The following is an 18,577-nucleotide window of genomic DNA, read 5'->3' on the forward strand; positions in this document are numbered from 1 at the left end:
TCCGGTGAGAAGCAGGAGCTTTTGGCCATGTCGTGGGCAAGTGCACAGGGCGCGGACAGCAGTTGGGTGTTTCACGTGGAACACGGGCGAACACCGAGCATCAGGTTCCCGCCAGCGGGGTCCGTCACGGGTCCCGTTAGCCTCGGGTCCCATGGCGAGACTTCATCTCTTCGATCTCGACGGCACGCTGCTGCAGGGCACTTCGGCGCCCGTGGAGATCTCGCGGCAGCTGGGGCTGGAAGCCGAGACGGTAGCGCTCGATCAGGCGATCTCGGCGGGGCTGATAGGCCCGCCGGAGTATGCGGCGCAGGTGTACGAGCTGTGGACGGAACTCACCGAGATGCATGTGTCGGCCGCGTTCGAAGGTGCCCCGTGGCTGGAGCGCATCCGGGAGGTCTGGGCGGAGATCCGGCAGGTGGGCGACTACTGTGCCGTCGTATCGCTCTCGCCCTCCTTCTTCGTGGAGCGGCTGATCGGGTGGGGCGCGCACGCGGCGTTCGGGTCCCGTTTTCCCGCTGTGCCGTTCATCGAGCCCATCGATCCGTCCGGAGTTCTCACTGCCGCGGCCAAGGTCGAGATCGCCGACCGACTGTGCGGGGAGTTCGGCGTGGCCCGGGAGGACTGCATTGCCTATGGCGACTCCCTGTCGGACACGGAGCTGTTCGCTGCGGTGCCGGTCTCGGTGGCGGTCAATGCGGACCGTCATCTGTCCGGTCTCGCGACACACTCGTACATGGGCGGGGATCTGTGGGAAGCCTATGAATTGGTGCGTCACGCCCGGTAATTGAAGGAATTGCTGGTTCGCCCGCTCTCCCATTCGTGGGGGAGGAAGGGGGGACTTGTGATCGGAGCGTTGGCCGGTATGGTCGACTCCGGTTCGCTGCGGGGCGAGGCGTACACATCCTGTGCGGACCGAGGGCAGGGCGATGCAGCGTAACGGGACGGAGAGATCGAAGACCCGCATTTGCGGTTATGCGGCCGGAGTGTCCAAGCGGGATGGGATGCTGCGGTGAGAGCACTGCGGTCAATGTCACACTCTCGCCTTACTTGTCCGTAGAGAACGTGAATCCGGGTTGAATGTGGCCGCATTGGCCGCGGCATGAAACGGGGAAAGCAAGCCGTCTGCGGGGGATAAGGCACCTTCCGACCGAGGAAGTGCGCAGACCGACCGAAAGATGTTCGAGGCGAGGCACACCATGGACGCTCCGACCACCGCGTCGGCCGACAACGGCACATCCGGCGGCGGGATCGGCGGCTGGTTCACGCCGCGCAAGCAGCCGGCGGAGGATGCTCCGCAGTCGGCACCACCCGCCGAACCCGCTCCGGCTGCTGCTGCCCCACAGCCCTCAGCCGCACAGCCCCCTCCGGCAGAGTCCTCAACGCCCGCGCTCCCCGCCGAACCGCGCGTGCCTACCCAGCACTCCACCGCGCCCGCAGCGCGGCCGCAGGAGCCCGCCGTTCGAGCCGACACCGGGGGCGCGTCACCGGATGCCCTCCTCATCCGCCGGACCATGGCCGAGGTGGCGCCGATCGCCGACAAGGTCACCTCGTACTTCTACGCACTGCTCTTCGTCCGGCACCCCGATCTGCGGTCGCTGTTCCCGGCCGCGATGGACACCCAGCGCGACCGGCTGCTCAAGGCACTGCTGACCGCGGCCGAACACATCGACAACACCGAGGTCCTCGTCGCGTATCTGCAGAACCTCGGCCGTGGTCACCGCAAGTACGGCACCAGGGCCGAGCACTACCCGGCCGTCGGCGAGTGCCTCATCGCCGCGCTGAGCAAGTACGCCTCTGGTATCTGGGACGCCGAGATGGAGGCGGCCTGGGTGCGGGCGTACACGACCATCTCGCAGGTCATGATCGATGCGGCGGCCGCGGACGAACTGCGTGCCCCGGCCTGGTGGTACGCCGAGATCGTCGCGCACGACCTGAGGACCCCGGACGTAGCGGTCGTCACGGTCCGCCCCGATCAGCCCTACCCTTTCCTCGCCGGGCAGTACACGAGCCTGGAGACGCCCTGGTGGCCGCGGATCTGGCGGCACTACTCCTTCGCGTCGGCACCCCGCTCCGACGGTCTGCTGACGTTCCATGTGAAGGCCGTCCCCGCGGGCTGGGTCTCCAATGCGCTGGTGCACCGGGCCCGCTCCGGCGACATCATCCGCCTCGGCCCGCCGGCCGGTTCGATGACCGTCGACCACACCACCGACAGCGGACTGCTGTGCCTGGGCGGCGGCACCGGCATAGCGCCCATCAAGGCACTGGTGGAGGACGTCGCCGAACACGGTGAACGGCGGGCGGTCGAGGTGTTCTACGGCGCCCGCACCGACCACGATCTCTACGACATCGACACGATGCTCAGGCTCCAGCAGTCCCACCCCTGGCTCTCGGTCCGCGCGGTCATCGACCAGCAGGCCCATCTCCAGCTCCCGGACGCCATACGCGAGTACGGACCATGGAACGAGTTCGACGCCTATCTCTCGGGCCCGCCCGGAATGATCCGCAGCGGAGTGGACGCGCTGAGGAACATCGGCATCCCGTCGGAGCGAATACGGCACGACTCGGTGGAGGAGCTCGTCGCCACCGGAGACTGATCCGGAGCCGGGATCAGCCCAGGTCCGGGGCGTGCATGGCGCGTACGCCCTCGATGTTCCCGTCCAGATAGTGCCGCAGGGACAGCGGTACGAGATGCACGGATGCGATCCCGACGCGGGTGAACGGCACCCGCACGATCTCGTATTCGCCGGCGGGTTCGTCCACCTCGGGGCCGTGCCGCAGTGACGTGTCCATCGACTCCAGCCGGCACACGAAGAAGTGCTGCACCTTCACGCCGGTTGCCCCGCCGTCCTCGCCGATGTGCTCCACGGTGTCCACGAAGCAGGGCACCACGTCGGTGATCTTGGCGCCGAGTTCCTCGTACACCTCCCGGTGCAGGGCGTCGACGACGGTCGTGTCGCCGGGTTCGACGCCGCCACCGGGAGTGACCCAGTAGGGATCGACACCGGGCTTGGTGCGCTTGATCAAGATCAGGTTGTCGCCGTCCAGCAGAACGGCACGTGCGGTGCGCTTGACCACGGGTCGGACGGTCATGGGAGAAATGTGGCCCGGTTGGTTCCACGTGAAACATCGCGGGATGTCACCGGTCGAGTTCACCCCGTGACCGGAGGAAAAGTGCTGGTCAGCACCAGTCGGCCGCCGCTCGCAGCAGCCATTCGTGAGCCCGCGCGATGTGCGGCATCGCGAGGGTGCCGGTGCGGACCACCAGGAAGTACGTGCGCAGCGGAGGTACCGCGGGTTCATGGAGGGCAACGATCTCACCGCGCTCCAGGGCGTCGCCGCACAGATAGCGGGGAAGCACGGCGAGACCCGCGCCCGCGGCGGCGCAGGCCAGGACCGCACGCAGATCGGGAACGATGACGGTGCCCGGCGACGCGGGACGGGAGTCGAAGACGGAGGCCCAGTAGCGGGAGACGAAGGGCAGCGACTCGTGCACCTCGATCACGGGGACGTCCTCCAGGGCGGGCGCTCCCTTGCGACGCGGCTTCTCGAGGCCGATCTGCTCGGCTCGCACCGGGGAGGCGACAAGGACGTGCTCCTCGTCGCAGAGTGGAGTCGCCGTGAGCAGGGCACCGCGCGGGCGGGCCGTACAGATGGCCAGATCGTGATGTCCGGCGGCGAGTCCCTCCAGGGTTTCCTCGGCGTTCCCGAAGGAAGCGCGCAGCGCGAAGCCCTGGCCGTCGTCGCCGGTCAGCTCCGTGAGGGCGGGCAGTGCCCGTTCCGCGGTGAACTCAGGAGGACCGGCGAGATGCAGGGTCCGTAAGGAGGACTCGTCGTCGAGGCCGGTCTCGGCGATCTCCACCAGGGCGTCGAGATGCGGAGCGGCCTTGTGCGCGAGTTCGTCCCCGATGGTCGTCGGGGTCACCCCGCGCGCCTGCCGCAGGAACAGGGGGCGGCCCAGCTGCCGCTCCAGTGTGCGGATCTGCGAGGTCACGGCAGGCTGGGACAGGCCGAGCAGGGCGGCGGCGCGGGTGAAGGAGCCGGCCCGGTGCACGGTCACGAAAGTGCGCAGCAAGGCCAGATCCATGGTTCGCCCTCCCCGGTTCCCTGCCCTTCTCCCGCCCCTCAGGCAGGGCCCAACTATAAATAAGTCGATAGGTCTCTGTCGCTACTGTGATTGGACACTGACACAGAGTCAACTAGCCTTGGTCGCGCGGTTCTTCGCGCGCGGAACCGAGGACGGTCCGAGCCACGAGGGGGGAGGCTCGGACCGTCCGTTGTGCGTAGCCGGGCATCGACCCGGCGCCCCTAAGACAGTCGCTGATGCCGTCATTGCGCCGATACGTCCAGCGCCCGGAGCACATCCGCCACCAGGTCCTCGGGGTCCTCGGCGCCGACCGAGAAGCGAATGAAGCCCTCCGGCACGGCGTCCCCGCCCCAACGCCCGCGCCGCTCGGCCGTCGACCGCACCCCGCCGAAGCTCGTCGCGTCGTCCACGAGCCGCAGGGCGTCGAGAAAACGGTCGGCACGCGCGCGCGTGGGCAGCGTGAAGGAGACCACGCATCCATAGCGGCGCATCTGCTGCGAGGCGATCTTGTGCGAGGGGTCGTCGGGCAGACCCGGGTAGCGCAGGCCGGTCACCTCGGGCCGCGTCCGCAGCGCCTCGGCGACGGTGAGAGCCGTCGCGCACTGCCGGTCGACCCGCAACTGGAGCGTGGCGATCGAACGGTGCGCGAGCCAGGCCTCCATGGGCCCGGGAATCGCCCCGACGATCTTGCGCCAGCGGCGTACGGCGGTCATGGCCTCGGCGTCGCGGCCGACGACGTAGCCGAGCAGGACGTCCCCGTGCCCGGTGAGCTGTTTGGTGCCACTGGCCACGGCGAAGTCCGCGCCGAGCTCCAGTGGACGCTGCCCCAGCGGCGTGGCGAGGGTGTTGTCGACGGCGACGAGGGCGCCATGCCTGTGTGCCGCCTCGACGAGCCGCCGGATGTCGCACACGTCCAGCCCGGGGTTGGAGGGGGACTCGATCCACAGCAGCTTCGCGCCGTCGAGGATGTCGAGCTGGGCGTCGCCGCCGGTCGGCGCGGTGCGCACCTGGATGCCGTACGCCTCCAGCTGCTCGCGCACCATGGGCAGCACCTGGTAGCCGTCGCTGGGCAGGACGACCGTGTCGCCTGAGCGCAGTTGGGAGAAGACCACCGCCGAGATGGCGGCCATCCCGGAGGCGAAGGCGAGTGTCTCGACGCCCTCCTGCCCGGGCGCCTCCAGCTCGCCGATGGCCCGCTCCAGCAGGCTCCAGGTCGGGTTCTGGTCGCGTCCATAGGTGTACGGGCCGTCGACGTCACCCGGCAGGTGGTAGTGGGCGGCGAACGCCGGTCCGGGCAGGTGCGGCTGGTTCTTGGCAGGCTCGGGCAGCCCGGCCCGCACCGCGCGGGTGCCGTCACCGCTGCCCGTCGACGGGCCCGTACCGGAGTCGCTCATACCGCCTCCACCTCCACTTGCTCACGTACTTCGGCGAGCAGACCCTCGCTCGCCGCCTCCACCATCTCAAGGCACTCCTCGAAGCCGTCCATGCCCCCGTAGTAAGGGTCCGGTACGTCGAGGTCGTCGCCCGCCGCGGGATCGTAGGAGCGGAGCAGCCGCACCTTCGCCGCGTCCTCCGGAGTGCGGGCGAGACGGCGCAGGGCCTTGAGGTGGCCCGTGTCGAGGGCGATGACGAGGTCCAGGCGGGAGAACCACCCGGGCTGGAACTGCCGTGCCGTGTGGCCGCCTTCGTAGCCGTTCTCCTCCAGGACGGAGACGGTGCGCGGGTCGGCGCCGTCGCCCTCGTGCCACCCGCCGGTGCCGGCGCTGTCGACCTCGACCAGGCGGTCGAGTCCCGCCTCCGCTATGCGGGCGCGGAAAACGGACTCCGCCATCGGGGAGCGGCAGATGTTGCCGGTGCAGACGAAGCAGACGCGATAGGTCATCGCGTGCTCAGTCGTTGTCGGGCAGGACGACATGGAGCGCCCAGGACACGATGGAGATGATCAGTCCGCCCAGAACCGCCGTCCAGAAGCCCTCGACGTGGAAACTCAGGTCGAGCTTGTCGGCCAGCCACGAGGTGAGCAGCAGCATCAGTGCGTTGACCACGAGGGTTATCAGACCCAGCGTCAGGATGAACAGGGGGAAGGTCAGCACCTTCACGATCGGCTTGACCAGGAAGTTCACCAACCCGAAGATCAGCGCGACGATGATCAGGGTGCCGGCCTTCTTGCCCGTGCTGTCACCGGTCAGGGTGATCTTGTCGAGCAGCCATACGGCGACCGCCAGGGCACCCGCGTTGGCGATCGTCTTGACTACGAAATTCTTCATGTGTCTGATCGTGGCAGACGAGATCGGTCACGAGCAGTGGGACGAGGGCGACAAGGGCGATGAAGGCATTCCGGCTGGACGAACTGGAGGCGGAACGTGCCGCCAACGAGGGTGCCTACCTGCAGTTTCTGCGTGAGCGGCACATGTCCGTCGGTCTGTATGCGCTCAATGCCGGCGAACATGATCCACAGAAGCCACACAACCAGGACGAGGTCTACTTCGTCGTGAGCGGCCGGGCCTCGATCACCGTCGGCCTGGAGACCACCGAGGTCGCCCGCGGCAGCGTGGTGTACGTGCCGGCCGGCGTCGCCCACAAGTTCCACCACATCAGCGAGGACCTGCGGGTGCTCGTGGTGTTCTCTCCGCCGGAAAGCTGAGCCGCCGTCTCGGGGTTCCCTAGGGGATCAGTCAGGGGAGGACAAGGGGTGCGAGGCCCCCGCCGGGGCCCCTGCCGGTCCTAGCATCGAGTGCAGGACATCAATGGGCCCCTGCACAGCAGCCGGGCGGAGAGATAAGGACGAGCGCAATGGGTGAGATCTTCGGCGGACTGCCGTGGTGGGTGAAGTGGATCGCGGTGCCGGTCATCGCCCTCGTCGTGTTCGGCGGGCTGATAGCCAGCGTCGTCGGCTTCGTCATCGGGCTGCTGTTCAAGGTGCTGGTCTTCGTGGCACTGGTCGGCGGACTGATCTACGTCGTGCGGAAGTTCACGTCGAGCTCCTCGTCGCGCAGCGACTGGTGAGGGCCCTGGGACACCGGTGATCGGTAACAGGAATCACCGGTTCCCTCGCGCGAGGGAAGTTTTCCGGACAGGACGCATCAAGGCGCCATCTGGCCGTTAGAGTCCGGAATTCGACGCGGGGGCGACCCCGCGAGCGGCGTGCACCCCCTCCCGTGTTCCCCACGGCACGGGCAGCCCCCTCGCGCTTCGGGAGTGACCCTTGGCCACGGTAGGCACCGCAACCACAGACCCCCACGCATCCCCCACCCCAGCCCCCGGACGCCCTGTCAGGCCCCCCGAACAGCCGGGCCCCTCCACGCAGGAGCGCGTGACGGCACCACCCGCACCCTCGCGCCTGACCGCACCACCGGTGCAGCCGTCCCCGGGAACCGCTCCGGCGCAGCCGCAGTCCGCAACCCTCATCGGATCCGTCCAGCGCGCGATGCGCCTGCTGGAATGCGTCGCCGGGCACGAGCACGGAGCCCCCGCCAAACAGCTGGCCCGCGAGACCGGCCTGGCGCTCCCTACGGCGTACCACCTGTTGCGCACCCTCATCCACGAGGGCTATCTGCGCCGGGACAAGGGCTTGTTCTTCCTCGGTGACGCGGCGGTACGACTGAGCAGCAGCGGAGCCCAGCAGAAACGTCGCAGCACGATCGTCGACGCACTCGCCGGCTGGCGGGACGCGATCGGTGTGCCCGTGTACTACGCGGTGTACCGGGAAGGCGAGATCGAGGTCATGTGCGTCTCCGACACCCCGGGCAATCCGGCCGTCGAGGAGTGGGCCGACTTCCGTGAGACCGCGCACGCGCATGCGATCGGCCAGTGTCTGCTCTCCCAGCTGGACGACGCGGCCCGCCGCGACCACCTCGACCGTTACCCCGTGCAGTCCATCACCCCGTACACCGTGCGGGACAACCACACCCTGCTGCGGCGGCTCGAGCGGACGCGGCGGATGGAGCCGGTGACGGAGCGGCAGGAGTACGCGCTGGGGACCGTCTGCGCCGCGATCCCGATCACGATGGGCACGACGGCCGCGACGATGGCCATTTCTCTGCCCTCGCATCAGGCCGACCGGCTGATGTCCGCGGCCCGGCAACTGCAGAGCGAAATCGGAAAGCTGATGGGGTCACTCGCGCTCTCTATCAGTATCTGAAAACTCACTCCTTGTGATCTGTCGTGTACGTTCAGCAAGATTCCACCAGTGTCAGGGGATCACTCCCAGCCGGTCGGCTTCAATGACGGGGTAGGCGATGCGCGAGTCCGTACAGGCAGAGGTCATGATGAGCTTTCTCGTGTCCGAGGAACTCTCCTTCCGCATCCCGGTGGAGCTGCGCTACGAGAGCTGTGATCCCTATGCCGTGAGGCTGACCTTCCATCTTCCCGGCGACGCGCCGGTGACCTGGGCATTCGGTCGTGAACTGCTCATCGACGGGGTGTGCCGGCCGTGCGGGGAAGGCGATGTGCGCGTCTCACCCGCCGAACAGGATTCCCTGGCCGAGGTCCTGATCCGGCTTCAGGTCGGCCGCGACCAGGCGCTGTTCCGTGCGTCCACGACGTCGCTCATCACGTTCCTCGACCGCACCGACAAGCTGGTGCCACTCGGTCAGGAGGGTTCCCTCGCCGACTTCGACGCCCACCTCGACGAGGCCCTGGACCGCATCCTGGCGGAGGAGCAGAGCGCTGGCTGAGACGGGACGGCGGGGATCGGCCGGAACGCTTCTTCGTGCGATGCGGAGGGCGCAGTAACGCTTCTCCATGCCTCCATGCCTCCATGCCTCCATGCCTCCATGCCCCCCCCATGCGCACGGCAGCCGGAGTCTGTACCGCCCCAACGTCTGTTCAAGCGGGTCCGAGCGGTCCTCGGCTCACCGCTTGCGCCGTCGGCCCCGCCCCGTGCGTGCCGCAGCAGGTGCTGCGCCGACCGTGCCCGCCGCCTGCTCCGGGCCGGGACGGTCGGCCGCGACCACCAGTGCCGCGAGCAGCGTCGTGACCGGCACCGAGGCGACCAGGCCGATCGAGCCCACCAGTGTCCGTACGATCTCCTCCGCCACCAGTTCGCTGTTGGCGACCGTCCCCACACTGCTCTGCGCGATGGAGAAGAGCAGCAGCAAGGGCAGCGCGGCGCCCGCGTAGGCGAGGACGAGGGTGTTGACGACGGATGCGATGTGGTCGCGGCCGATGCGGATGCCCGCCCGGTACAGCCCCCGCCAGCCCATGGTCGGGTTTGCGTCGTGCAACTCCCAGACAGCCGACGTCTGGGTGACCGTCACGTCGTCGAGGACACCGAGCGAACCGATGATGACGCCGGCCAGCAGCAGGCCGCTCATGTCGATCGACGGGTACAGGCCGTGGATCAGACCGGTGTTGTCGTCCGTGTTGCCGGTCAACGCGGCCCAGCCGATGAATTCGGAGCCGAGCAGGCCGATCAGGATGAGCGAGAGCAGCGTGCCCAGCACCGCCACGGAGGTACGGGCCGACAGGCCGTGGCACATGTAGAGCGCGATCAGCATGATGGCGCTCGATCCGATCACCGCCACGAGCAGCGGGTTCGAACCTTGCAGGATCGCGGGCAGGATGAAGAAGGTCAGCACCATGAAGCTGACGGCCAGCGCGATCAGGGCCATCAGCCCGCGCAACCGGCCCACCACTACGACCGCGAGTGCGAAGATGCCGGCCAGCAGCGCCATGGGGAAGCGGCGGTTCACATCGGCGACCGAGTACTGCAGATCCTTCGGCGCGGAGGGCTCGTAGGCGGCCACGACCTTCTCGCCCTCGTGCAGTTGCCGCGACTGGTCCGGCTGCACGATCTCGGTGAACGTACGGCCCTTGTCCTTGCCGGTGTCGACGCGGATCGTCGCCTTCTTACAGGTGCCTTTCGCCTGCTGCTGGGCGGAGGAGCCCTCTGCGGTGGAGGTGTCCCCGGTCGGGGTCTCGCCCGAGGCGTTCACCGACTTGCAGCTCACCTCGACGACCTTGGCGACCGTCGCCTGCTGGGTCTGCCGGTCGAAACCCACACCGGTGCGCTGGTGCGGCGGGGCACCACCGGGCCACAGGACCACGAGCCCGACCGCGACGGCCGCGGCGAACGGGATCAGGATGGCGGCGATGACCTTGCGCAGGTGCTGGGAGACGGGTGCCGCCGGACCGTGGCTGTGCGAGTGACCGTGCCCGCCACCGGAACCATGGCTGTGCCCCGGCCCGTGCCCGCCACTGGACTCGTGACCGTCCCTGGCGCCCGGTCCTGGCCCGTGGTGGTGACCGGCCCCGAAACCATGGCTGCTGCCGTCTCCGGAGCCGTGTCCGCGAGGCTGCTCCGGAGGGGGGTAGGGGGGCTGATGCGTCGTGGTCACCGCCCGATCATCGCAAGAGCGGCAGGGGCCCTCTGTTCAGCGCGCCCGAATTGACGCTAGCGTGGAGGCACCTTTGCACACGCGGGAGCTCGGAGCACCGGGCTGAGAGGGCGCTGACCTCCGTCCCAGCGATGTTTCACGTGGAACATCACCGAAGTCGAGTGATGTTCCCCACGAGACGTCGACAGACGGAAACCGCTGCGTCGACCGCCGAACCTGTTACCGGGTAATGCCGGCGTAGGGAGTAGGTCTCATGACCAACAAGGACGCACGCACGCCTGCCTCCAGCCAGGACGGACAGCCCATTCAGGGCGAACAGTCCCAGGAGGCCGGGAAGTCCATCGGCTGGCACAAGGCGTATGTCGAGGGCTCACGCCCCGATCTGCGGGTGCCGGTCCGTCAGGTGCATCTCACCAACGGGCAGTCGGTCACGCTGTACGACACGTCGGGCCCGTACACCGATCCGCTCATCGACACCGATGTGCGCAGGGGGCTTGCCCCGCTGCGCGAGAACTGGATCATCGCGCGCGGTGACACCGAGGAGTACGCGGGCCGTCCCGCCCGTCCTGAGGACGACGGGATCAAGCACACCTCTCCGCGAGGCGGTCTGCGCAACCTCGACGCGGTCTTCCCGGGCCGGCCGCGCCAGCCGCGCCGCAGTCGCGACGGCAAGGCGGTCACGCAGCTCGCGTATGCCCGCCGTGGGGAGATCACGCCGGAGATGGAGTACGTGGCCATCCGGGAGAACGTCTCGCCCGAGGTCGTCCGCCAGGAGATCGAGGCGGGCCGCGCGGTACTGCCGGCCAACGTCAATCACCCGGAGATCGAGCCGATGATCATCGGCAAGCGGTTCCTGGTGAAGGTCAACGCCAACATCGGCAACTCCGCGGTGACCTCTTCCATCGAGGAGGAGGTCGAGAAGATGACCTGGGCGACCCGTTGGGGCGCCGACACGGTCATGGACCTGTCCACCGGCCGCAACATCCACACCACGCGTGAATGGGTGCTGCGCAACTCCCCCGTCCCCATCGGCACGGTGCCGCTCTATCAGGCCCTGGAGAAGGTGGACGGCCGAGCCGAGGAGCTCAGCTGGGAGATCTACAAGGACACCGTCATCGAGCAGGCCGAGCAGGGCGTGGACTACATGACGGTCCACGCGGGCGTCCGTCTGCCGTACGTCCCGCTCACCGCGAACCGCAAGACCGGCATCGTCTCGCGCGGCGGCTCGATCATGGCCGCGTGGTGCCTCGCGCACCACAAGGAGTCGTTCCTGTACGAGAACTTCGAGGAACTCTGCGAGATCCTCGCCGCCTACGACGTCACGTACTCGCTGGGCGACGGCCTCAGGCCGGGATCGATCGCGGACGCCAACGACGAGGCGCAGTTCGCGGAGTTGCGCACGCTCGGGGAACTCAACCGGATCGCCAAGCGTTTCAACGTACAGACCATGATCGAGGGCCCGGGACACGTCCCGATGCACAAGATCAAGGAGAACATCGACCTTCAGCAGGAGATCTGTGATGAAGCTCCGTTCTATACGCTCGGCCCGCTGACCACCGACGTCGCGCCTGCGTACGACCACATCACCTCCGGCATAGGTGCCGCGATGATCGCCTGGTGGGGCACGGCCATGCTCTGCTATGTCACGCCCAAGGAACACCTGGGCCTGCCCAACCGTGACGACGTCAAGACCGGTGTCATCACCTACAAGATCGCAGCCCATGCAGCCGACCTCGCCAAGGGGCACCCCGGTGCGCAGGAGTGGGACGACGCGCTGTCCGACGCCCGCTTCGAGTTCCGGTGGGAGGACCAGTTCAACCTCGCTCTGGACCCGGACACGGCACGGGAGTTCCACGACGAGACCCTCCCTGCGGAGCCGGCCAAGACCGCCCACTTCTGCTCGATGTGCGGGCCGAAGTTCTGCTCGATGAAGATTAGCCAAAGCATCACAGAGCAGTTCGGTGGTACAGCCGCTGCCGGGGCGTCTGCTGAGGAGGTCGCTGAGGGGATGCTGCAGAAGTCGAAGGAGTTCGCGGCGAGCGGTAACCGGGTCTACCTGCCCCTGGCCGACTGACCCCGACGTTTTGGGCTGATTCCTTGTCCACGGCCCCGGTCAAGACGGCCGGGGCCACACGAGGCTTTGGGAAATCTTGCTCCAAGCCGTAACGGAAGAGACAAGATCGCGCATGGCGTGATCTATGTCCCTACCCTGCCTGACATGGGCGGGATCGATGTAGCCAATGGAGTCGTCGGCGCGGTGCTGGGGATGCTGTTCGCGGTGTTGTTCCAACAACCGTTACAGGACAGCTGGTACAGACTGCGGACTCGCTCCACGAGAGCGGTACGCAGCCTGAGGCAGCGGGAGGAGTCCAGTCCCGCGTGGAGAGCCTTCTCCGTAGGCCCCCTCCACACATCTGCCCTGATTGTGGAAGGGGATGGTGAGTCGTCCATACCTGCCGAAGCCATCTACATCCAGGTCCTCGACGAGGAGATCGAGCTGCCCTCGGACATGGTCGGCTGGCGCGCTGAAATTGAGGCTGAGAGCGCGCGTTTGCGTGCGGAGGGTCAGACACCGTTGTGGAATGGTCCTCGCTACGCAGTCGAGTCGTTCGACGTCTCACGCACCGCCCTCGACGAGCAGCCCGAAGTTCATCTGAGGCTGCGCCCGACGGACTATTACACCTTTCTCGCGGCCCAGCAGCTCGACCGCCGACTAGCCGACGGGTCAACTCCCCGGTCCCGCTACCTCGACCCGGACAATCCGCTGAGATCACCTGCGTTTCTGCAATGCAGTTTCGCCATCAACGTTGCGGTCGTGACCGCCGACGACATGTTGGTCGTCAGTCAGCGCAGTGACAGGGTCCGTATGGCGCCGGGTGTCTGGAACTCATCCGTGAACGAGGGCATGTCACGGCACATCGACTCATCCGGCCGGAGCGCCCCGGACCTGTATGCCGTCGCTCGGCGCGGCATGCGGGAGGAACTCTCCATAGAGCCCAACGAGTACTCGCTCGAACTGCTTGCCTTTGTGTTGGACATCGACAAACGCCACTGGAGCGCCCACTTCTACACAAGGCTCAAGGACTTGACCTGTGAAAGCCTGCAAGCACGTATGAGCAGAGGAGTCGCGGACAGATGGGAACATCAGACCATCGACTACGTGCCTTTCCGTCCTGCAGCAGTGGTCAAGTACATGCTGCGGGCCGATCGCATTCATCGGTGGGCTCCTCTTGCGCCGGCGCTCTTCCATCTCGCATTGGTACATGTCTACAGCCGCACACCGGTCGAAAGGGCGGAGGCGCAGGTTCTTCGGCGTATGTAGCAGTGCACGTTGCCAAGTGACGGCTTACGCTAGCGTCGATGAAGATTAGCCAAAGCATCACAGAGCGGTTTGGTGGTGCGGTGGCTGATGGGGCCTCGGCGGAGGAGATCGCGGAGGGGATGCTCCAAAAGTCCAAGGAGTTCGCGGCTACCGGGAACAGGGTGTACCTGCCCATCGCCGATTGACCGACTCGAGCACAAGCGCCGTCCCAGTGGAGCCGGCCTTCGAGGAGCGGCGCCTTGTCGAGTGACTCGATCAAGAGCCAGCGTAGGCTGCCTGCCTGACGCTGGATCGGTAAGAGCAGGTGAGCTGCGGGCATGGGCATATGGGATGTGAAGCCTGACGGCGAGCGGTTGCGATGGGCGCTGGAACCGTTCGTGGGCATTGGACCCTTGAGGTTCGGGATGGATCCCACGCAAGTGGCCGCTGCACTCGGCCAGGAGACGGCGGACTACTCCACGACCATTCCGTGGGGTGACACCGTGACGTGTCAGGAGCGCTTCACAGGGGTGGGTCTGATGGCTTACTACGCGGATGAGACCCGCTTGGCTGGCGCGACGGTGGACGCGTGCCTCGGGCCCCAGGTCCTCGTCGACGGTACGGCGCTGGTGGGGCGTGCGCCCTCTGAGATGGAGCAGTGGCTCATCGACCGTGCCGAGGCGAGGGAGCCCTATTCCGAACTCTTCTACATGCCGGGGGCCGACCCCGGCTCGCAAACGCTCGGCCTCGTGATGTGCGCGCAAAGGGCCGGAGACGTCGTTCTGACCCGGCCTGTCTTCCTCTCGTCTGAATGGATCGACGACGTCTATCACCGTCTCCCAGCTTCGGAATGGGCGACCTTCTGAAGCCCCCTCCCGGGACTCCTGGTTGCTGTTGTCGTCGATGAAGATCTCCCAGGACATCCGCCGCGAACACGGCGGAAGCCGGGCGGAGATCGAACAGGGCATGGCCGAGAAGTCGAAGGAGTTCGCGGCCGCGGGCAACAGGGTGTACCTGCCGATCGCGGACTGAGGTATGCCGGTGTGAGTGGCTCCCCCGAAGTGGAAGACGGTCCCGCTCTTCGGCGTGAGGTGCCGTAGGGCGGAGCCGTCGGCGGGATCGGTGTTCGGCTTGCGCTCCCCCTGCGGGCCCTGGCGGTCCTTTCTGATGCGGGGGGCGCAAGCCGACGGTTACTCCGGCTGGTGTTCCGGGCCTCCGAAGTCCGGGCTGGTGTAGTCCGGGCTGGTGAAGCTCGGGCGCGGGCCGGGAGTCGAGCCGTCGTCCGGGCTGCTGAAGCCCGGCCGGTCGTAGCCGAGGTGAGGCATGCGGCTGGTCGACGCCGACGGGGTGGCGGTGTGCAGCGCCGCCGCGGTGCCGGGGTCGGCGAGTGCCTCCCTGAGGAACGGCATGATGCCGCGCTCCAGGAGTGCTTCGCGCCAGGCTTCCCTGGCCAGTGCCACTTCCCCGCTCAGTTCGCCGTACGGTCCCGACTCGAGTGAGGGCTGGTTGCGCAGAGCGGTGAGCAGCAGCCCGACAGCGGCGACGAGGATCGCGGCCGCGGTCATGGCACCGAACACCCAACCAGCGGTGATCATGGTTTTGCCGAACACTTGTTTGGGTTCGAGCGACCTGATGATGTACCCGACGAGCAGGAAGATCACCGCAGCTGTTCCGGCGAGGACGGGGGTGAGGACGGCGGCGACGGCGACGGCGCCCGCGCCGGCCGGCTCGGCGGCCTCGCCGAGGGTGGTGGCGAGCCCCACCGCCGCCGCGCCCGGCTCCGCGGAGCCGGATTCGCGGGTGGACGGCGGGGTGGACGGCGCCGGCTGGCGCAGTTCCTCGCGAACCTTCACGTAGTGCTGGTACTCGGCTGCCGCTGCCACCGTGATGAGTGCGGTGGCGTTGAGCGCCATCGTGCGCAGCTGTTCGGGGTTGAGCCGCTGGCCGACAGCGGCCAGTTCCGGGCGGTTTGGGGCGGAGCGCAGCGCCTCATCGAGGACCCGCTCGTACTCCTGGCGGTCCTCGCTCAGCAGGTGCTGCGGAACGCTGTTCATGTGCATCCCCCGATGCTCCGTAGGGCTTGGGGCTCGCATGCCAACGAGCCGTCGGGCAGAAACGGAGGGGAGCCTGCTACGGATAAGCCGATGGTAGAGCGGCGACGGCACACGGTGACAGGGGGTTTGAAGAAATTGGGCCCTGGCCTGCGCCGTTTATCGCGATTCCCTCATGGGGGGACGCCTGCCCTGTGAACGTTCAGATATCCAGTGGAAGTTGCTGGACCAGCAGCTTTCCGGCCATGGTCACTCCACCGTCCATCGCGATGGCGAGGCCCTCGGCGTAGACGTGCGGTCCTTCGACCACGGGCCCTGCGCTGTCCTCGCCCTCCTCGGAGCCGACCTCGCCCAGCAGGTACGGAATGGGGCTGTGGCCGTGAACAATCCGCGTGCCGCCGTACGTATCCAGCAGGGAGCGTACGGCGTCTGCACCGCCCTCGTCGCGGAAGGAGAACCGCTTGGTGAACTTGCGGAACAGATCCCAGCATTCGTCGGCGTCGTTACGCGTGAGCGTTTCGCGGACGGTGTCGTTGACCGCCTCGATCGAGTCGCCGTAGTCGAGGTAGGCGGTGGTGTCCGAGTGGACGAGCAGATAGCCGTCGACCTCCTCGACGGCGTCCAGGCGGGCCATCCACTGCAGGTGATGGTCCTGGAGGCGGTCCATGTCGGTCTTCTGGCCGCCGTTGAGCAGCCAGGCCGCCTGGAAGGTGGCGGTGCCCGCGCCCGAGTTGACGGGGGTGTCGCCGAACCGCTTGGCGCCCAGCAGCAGCAGTTCGTGGTTTCCCATGAGCGCCTTGCAGTAGCCGCCGGCCGCGGCTGCCTCCGCGGACAGGCGCATCACGAGGTCGATGACGCCGATGCCGTCCGGGCCGCGGTCGGTGAAGTCGCCGAGGAACCACAGCCGGGAAGTGCCCGCGCACCAGTTGCCCCCGGCGTCGACGAGGCCCTGCTCCTGGAGGGCGGCCACCAACTCGTCTAGATAGCCGTGCACATCACCGACGACGTACAGCGGGCCCGCGCCCTCCGTCTGCTGCGGGACGGGCAGGGACGCGGGGTCGACGGGCACCTGAAGCGTGTCACCGCGGTTGATGACCGGCAGGTCGCGCTGTGTCGGCGTGTACCCCTCCGGGTGGTCGCCCGGCTCATCGACGGGTCTGGCGACGTCGCCGGGGTATGCGCTGTGGCCGTACGGACCGGTCTCGTGGACATACGCCGGTACCCGGAAGTCGCGCAACGTCGCCGTCCGCTCCGTCTCGGGTCCCTGACCGGCCCCCTGAGTCATCAGACCCCTCCACCATCGCGCCGCATCTGCACCGCTTCGGACTGCCTGGTCGCAGCGGCCCGCGGTGTCGTGGGCCCATCATAGGAATGCCGATCGCGCCATGTGATGACCCAGGGGTGGTGAATCGGAGGAAGAGTCCAGTTCACCGCGGCTTTCGCCCCGATTGGGCAGGGCTTCGACCGCCTGCTGACGGCCTTGGTTCTACCCCTCTTCGGGCGACCGCGGCGCGCTGACGGTCGTACGCGGCGGACGTCGCTGGGACGAGGTCCGCACGATCAGCTCCGTCGGTATCACCTGCTCGACCGGTTGGTCCGATTCGACCCCCTCGATCGCGTCGATGAGGAGCTGCACCACGGCCGTGCCGATGCGGCGCGGCTTCAGTGAGAGTGTGGTGATGGGCGGTTCGGTGTTGGCGTACACGGTGGATTCGCTGCAGCAGACCAGAAGCAGGTCGTCCGGCACCCGCAGGCCGTAGCGGCGGGCCGCGGCGAGCAGGTCGGTGCCGTTCGGGTCGAACAGGCCGTAGACGGCGTCGGGCCGGTCGGGGCGGGCGAGCAGCCGGTCGGCGGCGACGGCGCCCGCGCACGGGTCGTGCGCCGGGTAGGCCTCGTACACCGGGTCCTGTCCGACGCGTTCGCACCAGCGCAGATACGCCGTGGTCGACAGGTGGGTGTACGTGTCCGTCGAGGTTCCCGTCAGCAGTCCGATGCGGCGCGCGCCGGCGTCGGCCAGGTGGTCGAGGATGCCGAGTACGGCGGCTTCGTGGTCGTTGTCGACCCAGGCGGTGACCGGGAGCGAGCCGGCGGGGCGGCCGTCGGAGACGACGGGCAGGCCCTGCCGGACCAGCTCGCTGACCACCGGGTCCTGGTCGGAGGGGTCGATGACGACCGTGCCGTCGAGCGCGACGTTCGACCACACGTCGTGGCGGGAGGTCGCGGGCAGGATGACCAGGGCGTAACCGCGGGCGAGCGCGGCCGAGGTGGCGGCGCGCGCCATCTCGGCGAAGTAGGCGAACTCGGTGAAGGTGAAAGGTTCATCCCCGTAGGTCGTCACGGTCAGGCCGATGAGGCCCGACTTGCCGGTACGGAGGGTTCGGGCCGCTGCCGACGGGCGATAGCCCAGCCGGTCGGCGACCTCTCGGACATGGCGCCGGGTGGCGTCCGGGAGCCGGCCCTTGCCGTTGAGGGCGTCGGAGACGGTCGTGATGGAGACTCCGGCGGCGGCGGCAACGTCTCTGATGCCCGCCCGGCCCGGCCGGCTGCCTCGGCGTGAGGTTTCCGCGCGGCTCACCTGGTGCTTCCCTGCTGCTGTCATGGCGAGCCGATAGTAGGGCTCATGGCGTGGGGTAGGGCGGACGCATATGCACGCGTTGACAGGCACGTTTCTGCAAGGTCATATACCGTCAACTGCCTTTGAAATAAAGGCAGTTGAGCGATCCAATGGAACTACGTGACTTGTCGGCGCGCATGGGCCTGCCAAGTCCCCGATGTTTCGAAGAGGTCTCAACTCACCTTGATG

Annotated in this window: 19 protein-coding genes, 1 pseudogene and 1 riboswitch; of the genes and pseudogenes, 11 read left to right on the plus strand and 9 right to left on the minus strand. The window is 67.6% G+C overall.

Annotated elements, in window-relative coordinates; translation table 11 throughout:
- The first annotated feature begins 151 nt into the window (after nt 1–151).
- Nucleotides 152–784, plus strand: coding sequence for an HAD family hydrolase (locus ACFY1U_RS17590; protein ID WP_390694993.1), 633 nt, complete (start codon nt 152–154; stop codon nt 782–784).
- A 412-nt stretch (nt 785–1,196) separates the two neighbouring features.
- Nucleotides 1,197–2,594, plus strand: a complete 1,398-nt coding sequence (locus ACFY1U_RS17595) for a globin domain-containing protein (protein WP_390694994.1) — start codon at nt 1,197–1,199, stop codon at nt 2,592–2,594.
- Nucleotides 2,595–2,607: 13 nt separating this feature from the next.
- Here ACFY1U_RS17595 and ACFY1U_RS17600 read toward each other — a convergent pair whose 3' ends face one another.
- The 5 genes from ACFY1U_RS17600 to ACFY1U_RS17620 all read right to left on the minus strand — a co-directional run bounded on the left by ACFY1U_RS17600 (nt 2,608) and on the right by ACFY1U_RS17620 (nt 6,351).
- A complete protein-coding gene (locus ACFY1U_RS17600; protein WP_123966210.1) occupies nt 2,608–3,090 on the minus strand; it encodes an NUDIX domain-containing protein in 483 nt (160 codons plus the stop codon).
- A gap of 88 nt (nt 3,091–3,178) precedes the next feature.
- The gene (locus ACFY1U_RS17605) at nt 3,179–4,084 is read right to left on the minus strand and encodes a LysR family transcriptional regulator (RefSeq protein ID WP_390694995.1); all 906 of its coding nucleotides are present in this window, start codon (nt 4,082–4,084) and stop codon (nt 3,179–3,181) included.
- Between the two features lie 242 nt (nt 4,085–4,326).
- Complete coding sequence (locus ACFY1U_RS17610; protein ID WP_390694996.1) at nt 4,327–5,478, minus strand: cystathionine gamma-lyase; 1,152 nt, start codon at nt 5,476–5,478, stop codon at nt 4,327–4,329.
- The gene (locus ACFY1U_RS17615) at nt 5,475–5,966 is read right to left on the minus strand and encodes a low molecular weight protein-tyrosine-phosphatase (protein WP_390694997.1); all 492 of its coding nucleotides are present in this window, start codon (nt 5,964–5,966) and stop codon (nt 5,475–5,477) included. The genes ACFY1U_RS17610 and ACFY1U_RS17615 overlap by 4 nt, the downstream gene beginning before the upstream one ends.
- A gap of 7 nt (nt 5,967–5,973) precedes the next feature.
- A complete protein-coding gene (locus tag ACFY1U_RS17620; protein WP_390694998.1) occupies nt 5,974–6,351 on the minus strand; it encodes a phage holin family protein in 378 nt (125 codons plus the stop codon).
- A 59-nt stretch (nt 6,352–6,410) separates the two neighbouring features.
- Here ACFY1U_RS17620 and ACFY1U_RS17625 point away from each other — a divergent pair, with 59 nt between their 5' ends.
- From ACFY1U_RS17625 to ACFY1U_RS17640, 4 genes are all read left to right on the plus strand, one after another.
- A complete protein-coding gene (locus tag ACFY1U_RS17625; protein ID WP_099930040.1) occupies nt 6,411–6,728 on the plus strand; it encodes a cupin domain-containing protein in 318 nt (105 codons plus the stop codon).
- A 149-nt stretch (nt 6,729–6,877) separates the two neighbouring features.
- A complete protein-coding gene (locus tag ACFY1U_RS17630; protein WP_123966204.1) occupies nt 6,878–7,090 on the plus strand; it encodes a DUF5326 family protein in 213 nt (70 codons plus the stop codon).
- A gap of 307 nt (nt 7,091–7,397) precedes the next feature.
- Nucleotides 7,398–8,225, plus strand: a complete 828-nt coding sequence (locus tag ACFY1U_RS17635) for an IclR family transcriptional regulator (protein ID WP_390694999.1) — start codon at nt 7,398–7,400, stop codon at nt 8,223–8,225.
- A 97-nt stretch (nt 8,226–8,322) separates the two neighbouring features.
- Nucleotides 8,323–8,760: an SsgA family sporulation/cell division regulator gene (locus tag ACFY1U_RS17640; RefSeq protein ID WP_390695000.1), complete on the plus strand. Its 438-nt coding sequence runs from the start codon at nt 8,323–8,325 to the stop codon at nt 8,758–8,760.
- A 177-nt stretch (nt 8,761–8,937) separates the two neighbouring features.
- Here ACFY1U_RS17640 and ACFY1U_RS17645 read toward each other — a convergent pair whose 3' ends face one another.
- On the minus strand, nt 8,938–10,422 hold the full coding sequence (locus tag ACFY1U_RS17645) for a YibE/F family protein (protein WP_390695001.1): 1,485 nt from the start codon (nt 10,420–10,422) through the stop codon (nt 8,938–8,940).
- A 71-nt stretch (nt 10,423–10,493) separates the two neighbouring features.
- Nucleotides 10,494–10,683: riboswitch (TPP riboswitch) on the plus strand.
- Between ACFY1U_RS17645 and thiC the strand changes: the two genes are divergently transcribed.
- From thiC to ACFY1U_RS17670, 5 genes and pseudogenes are all read left to right on the plus strand, one after another.
- The gene (thiC, locus tag ACFY1U_RS17650) at nt 10,676–12,496 is read left to right on the plus strand and encodes a phosphomethylpyrimidine synthase ThiC (protein WP_390695002.1); all 1,821 of its coding nucleotides are present in this window, start codon (nt 10,676–10,678) and stop codon (nt 12,494–12,496) included. (Overlaps the previous riboswitch by 8 nt.)
- A 144-nt stretch (nt 12,497–12,640) precedes the next feature.
- Entirely contained in the window at nt 12,641–13,744 is a 1,104-nt protein-coding gene (locus ACFY1U_RS17655; RefSeq protein WP_390695003.1) for a hypothetical protein, read from the plus strand.
- 38 nt (nt 13,745–13,782) lie between these two features.
- On the plus strand, nt 13,783–13,929 hold the full coding sequence (locus ACFY1U_RS17660; protein ID WP_390695004.1) for a hypothetical protein: 147 nt from the start codon (nt 13,783–13,785) through the stop codon (nt 13,927–13,929).
- 132 nt (nt 13,930–14,061) lie between these two features.
- Complete coding sequence (locus ACFY1U_RS17665) at nt 14,062–14,589, plus strand: hypothetical protein (protein WP_390695005.1); 528 nt, start codon at nt 14,062–14,064, stop codon at nt 14,587–14,589.
- Nucleotides 14,590–14,623: 34 nt separating this feature from the next.
- Nucleotides 14,624–14,755, plus strand: a pseudogene (locus tag ACFY1U_RS17670) (thiamine biosynthesis protein ThiC); the annotation flags it as partial.
- Between the two features lie 158 nt (nt 14,756–14,913).
- On the opposite strand, the gene ACFY1U_RS17675 reads toward ACFY1U_RS17670, so the two are convergent.
- The 3 genes from ACFY1U_RS17675 to ACFY1U_RS17685 all read right to left on the minus strand — a co-directional run bounded on the left by ACFY1U_RS17675 (nt 14,914) and on the right by ACFY1U_RS17685 (nt 18,373).
- Complete coding sequence (locus ACFY1U_RS17675) at nt 14,914–15,783, minus strand: hypothetical protein (protein WP_390695006.1); 870 nt, start codon at nt 15,781–15,783, stop codon at nt 14,914–14,916.
- Nucleotides 15,784–15,976: 193 nt separating this feature from the next.
- The gene (locus ACFY1U_RS17680; protein ID WP_390695007.1) at nt 15,977–17,059 is read right to left on the minus strand and encodes a metallophosphoesterase; all 1,083 of its coding nucleotides are present in this window, start codon (nt 17,057–17,059) and stop codon (nt 15,977–15,979) included.
- Nucleotides 17,060–17,260: 201 nt separating this feature from the next.
- Entirely contained in the window at nt 17,261–18,373 is a 1,113-nt protein-coding gene (locus tag ACFY1U_RS17685) for a LacI family DNA-binding transcriptional regulator (protein ID WP_390695008.1), read from the minus strand.
- Between the last annotated feature and the right edge of the window lie 204 nt (nt 18,374–18,577).

This window comes from Streptomyces sp. NPDC001351 (assembly GCF_042896045.1).
GTDB lineage: Bacteria > Actinomycetota > Actinomycetes > Streptomycetales > Streptomycetaceae > Streptomyces.

Excerpts from the sequence above, each read along its gene's own strand:
- ACFY1U_RS17660 (WP_390695004.1), top strand. The coding sequence starts at position 13,783 with ATGAAGATTAGCCAAAGCATCACAGAGCGGTTTGGTGGTGCGGTGGCT.
- ACFY1U_RS17680 (WP_390695007.1), bottom strand. The coding sequence starts at position 17,059 with ATGACTCAGGGGGCCGGTCAGGGACCCGAGACGGAGCGGACGGCGACG.
- ACFY1U_RS17600 (WP_123966210.1), bottom strand. The coding sequence starts at position 3,090 with ATGACCGTCCGACCCGTGGTCAAGCGCACCGCACGTGCCGTTCTGCTG.
- ACFY1U_RS17665 (WP_390695005.1), top strand. The coding sequence starts at position 14,062 with ATGGGCATATGGGATGTGAAGCCTGACGGCGAGCGGTTGCGATGGGCG.
- ACFY1U_RS17615 (WP_390694997.1), bottom strand. The coding sequence starts at position 5,966 with ATGACCTATCGCGTCTGCTTCGTCTGCACCGGCAACATCTGCCGCTCC.
- ACFY1U_RS17605 (WP_390694995.1), bottom strand. The coding sequence starts at position 4,084 with ATGGATCTGGCCTTGCTGCGCACTTTCGTGACCGTGCACCGGGCCGGC.
- ACFY1U_RS17675 (WP_390695006.1), bottom strand. The coding sequence starts at position 15,783 with ATGCACATGAACAGCGTTCCGCAGCACCTGCTGAGCGAGGACCGCCAG.
- ACFY1U_RS17685 (WP_390695008.1), bottom strand. The coding sequence starts at position 18,373 with ATGACAGCAGCAGGGAAGCACCAGGTGAGCCGCGCGGAAACCTCACGC.
- ACFY1U_RS17610 (WP_390694996.1), bottom strand. The coding sequence starts at position 5,478 with ATGAGCGACTCCGGTACGGGCCCGTCGACGGGCAGCGGTGACGGCACC.
- ACFY1U_RS17590 (WP_390694993.1), top strand. The coding sequence starts at position 152 with ATGGCGAGACTTCATCTCTTCGATCTCGACGGCACGCTGCTGCAGGGC.
- ACFY1U_RS17620 (WP_390694998.1), bottom strand. The coding sequence starts at position 6,351 with ATGAAGAATTTCGTAGTCAAGACGATCGCCAACGCGGGTGCCCTGGCG.
- ACFY1U_RS17595 (WP_390694994.1), top strand. The coding sequence starts at position 1,197 with ATGGACGCTCCGACCACCGCGTCGGCCGACAACGGCACATCCGGCGGC.
- ACFY1U_RS17625 (WP_099930040.1), top strand. The coding sequence starts at position 6,411 with ATGAAGGCATTCCGGCTGGACGAACTGGAGGCGGAACGTGCCGCCAAC.
- ACFY1U_RS17640 (WP_390695000.1), top strand. The coding sequence starts at position 8,323 with ATGCGCGAGTCCGTACAGGCAGAGGTCATGATGAGCTTTCTCGTGTCC.
- ACFY1U_RS17655 (WP_390695003.1), top strand. The coding sequence starts at position 12,641 with ATGGGCGGGATCGATGTAGCCAATGGAGTCGTCGGCGCGGTGCTGGGG.
- ACFY1U_RS17630 (WP_123966204.1), top strand. The coding sequence starts at position 6,878 with ATGGGTGAGATCTTCGGCGGACTGCCGTGGTGGGTGAAGTGGATCGCG.
- thiC (WP_390695002.1), top strand. The coding sequence starts at position 10,676 with ATGACCAACAAGGACGCACGCACGCCTGCCTCCAGCCAGGACGGACAG.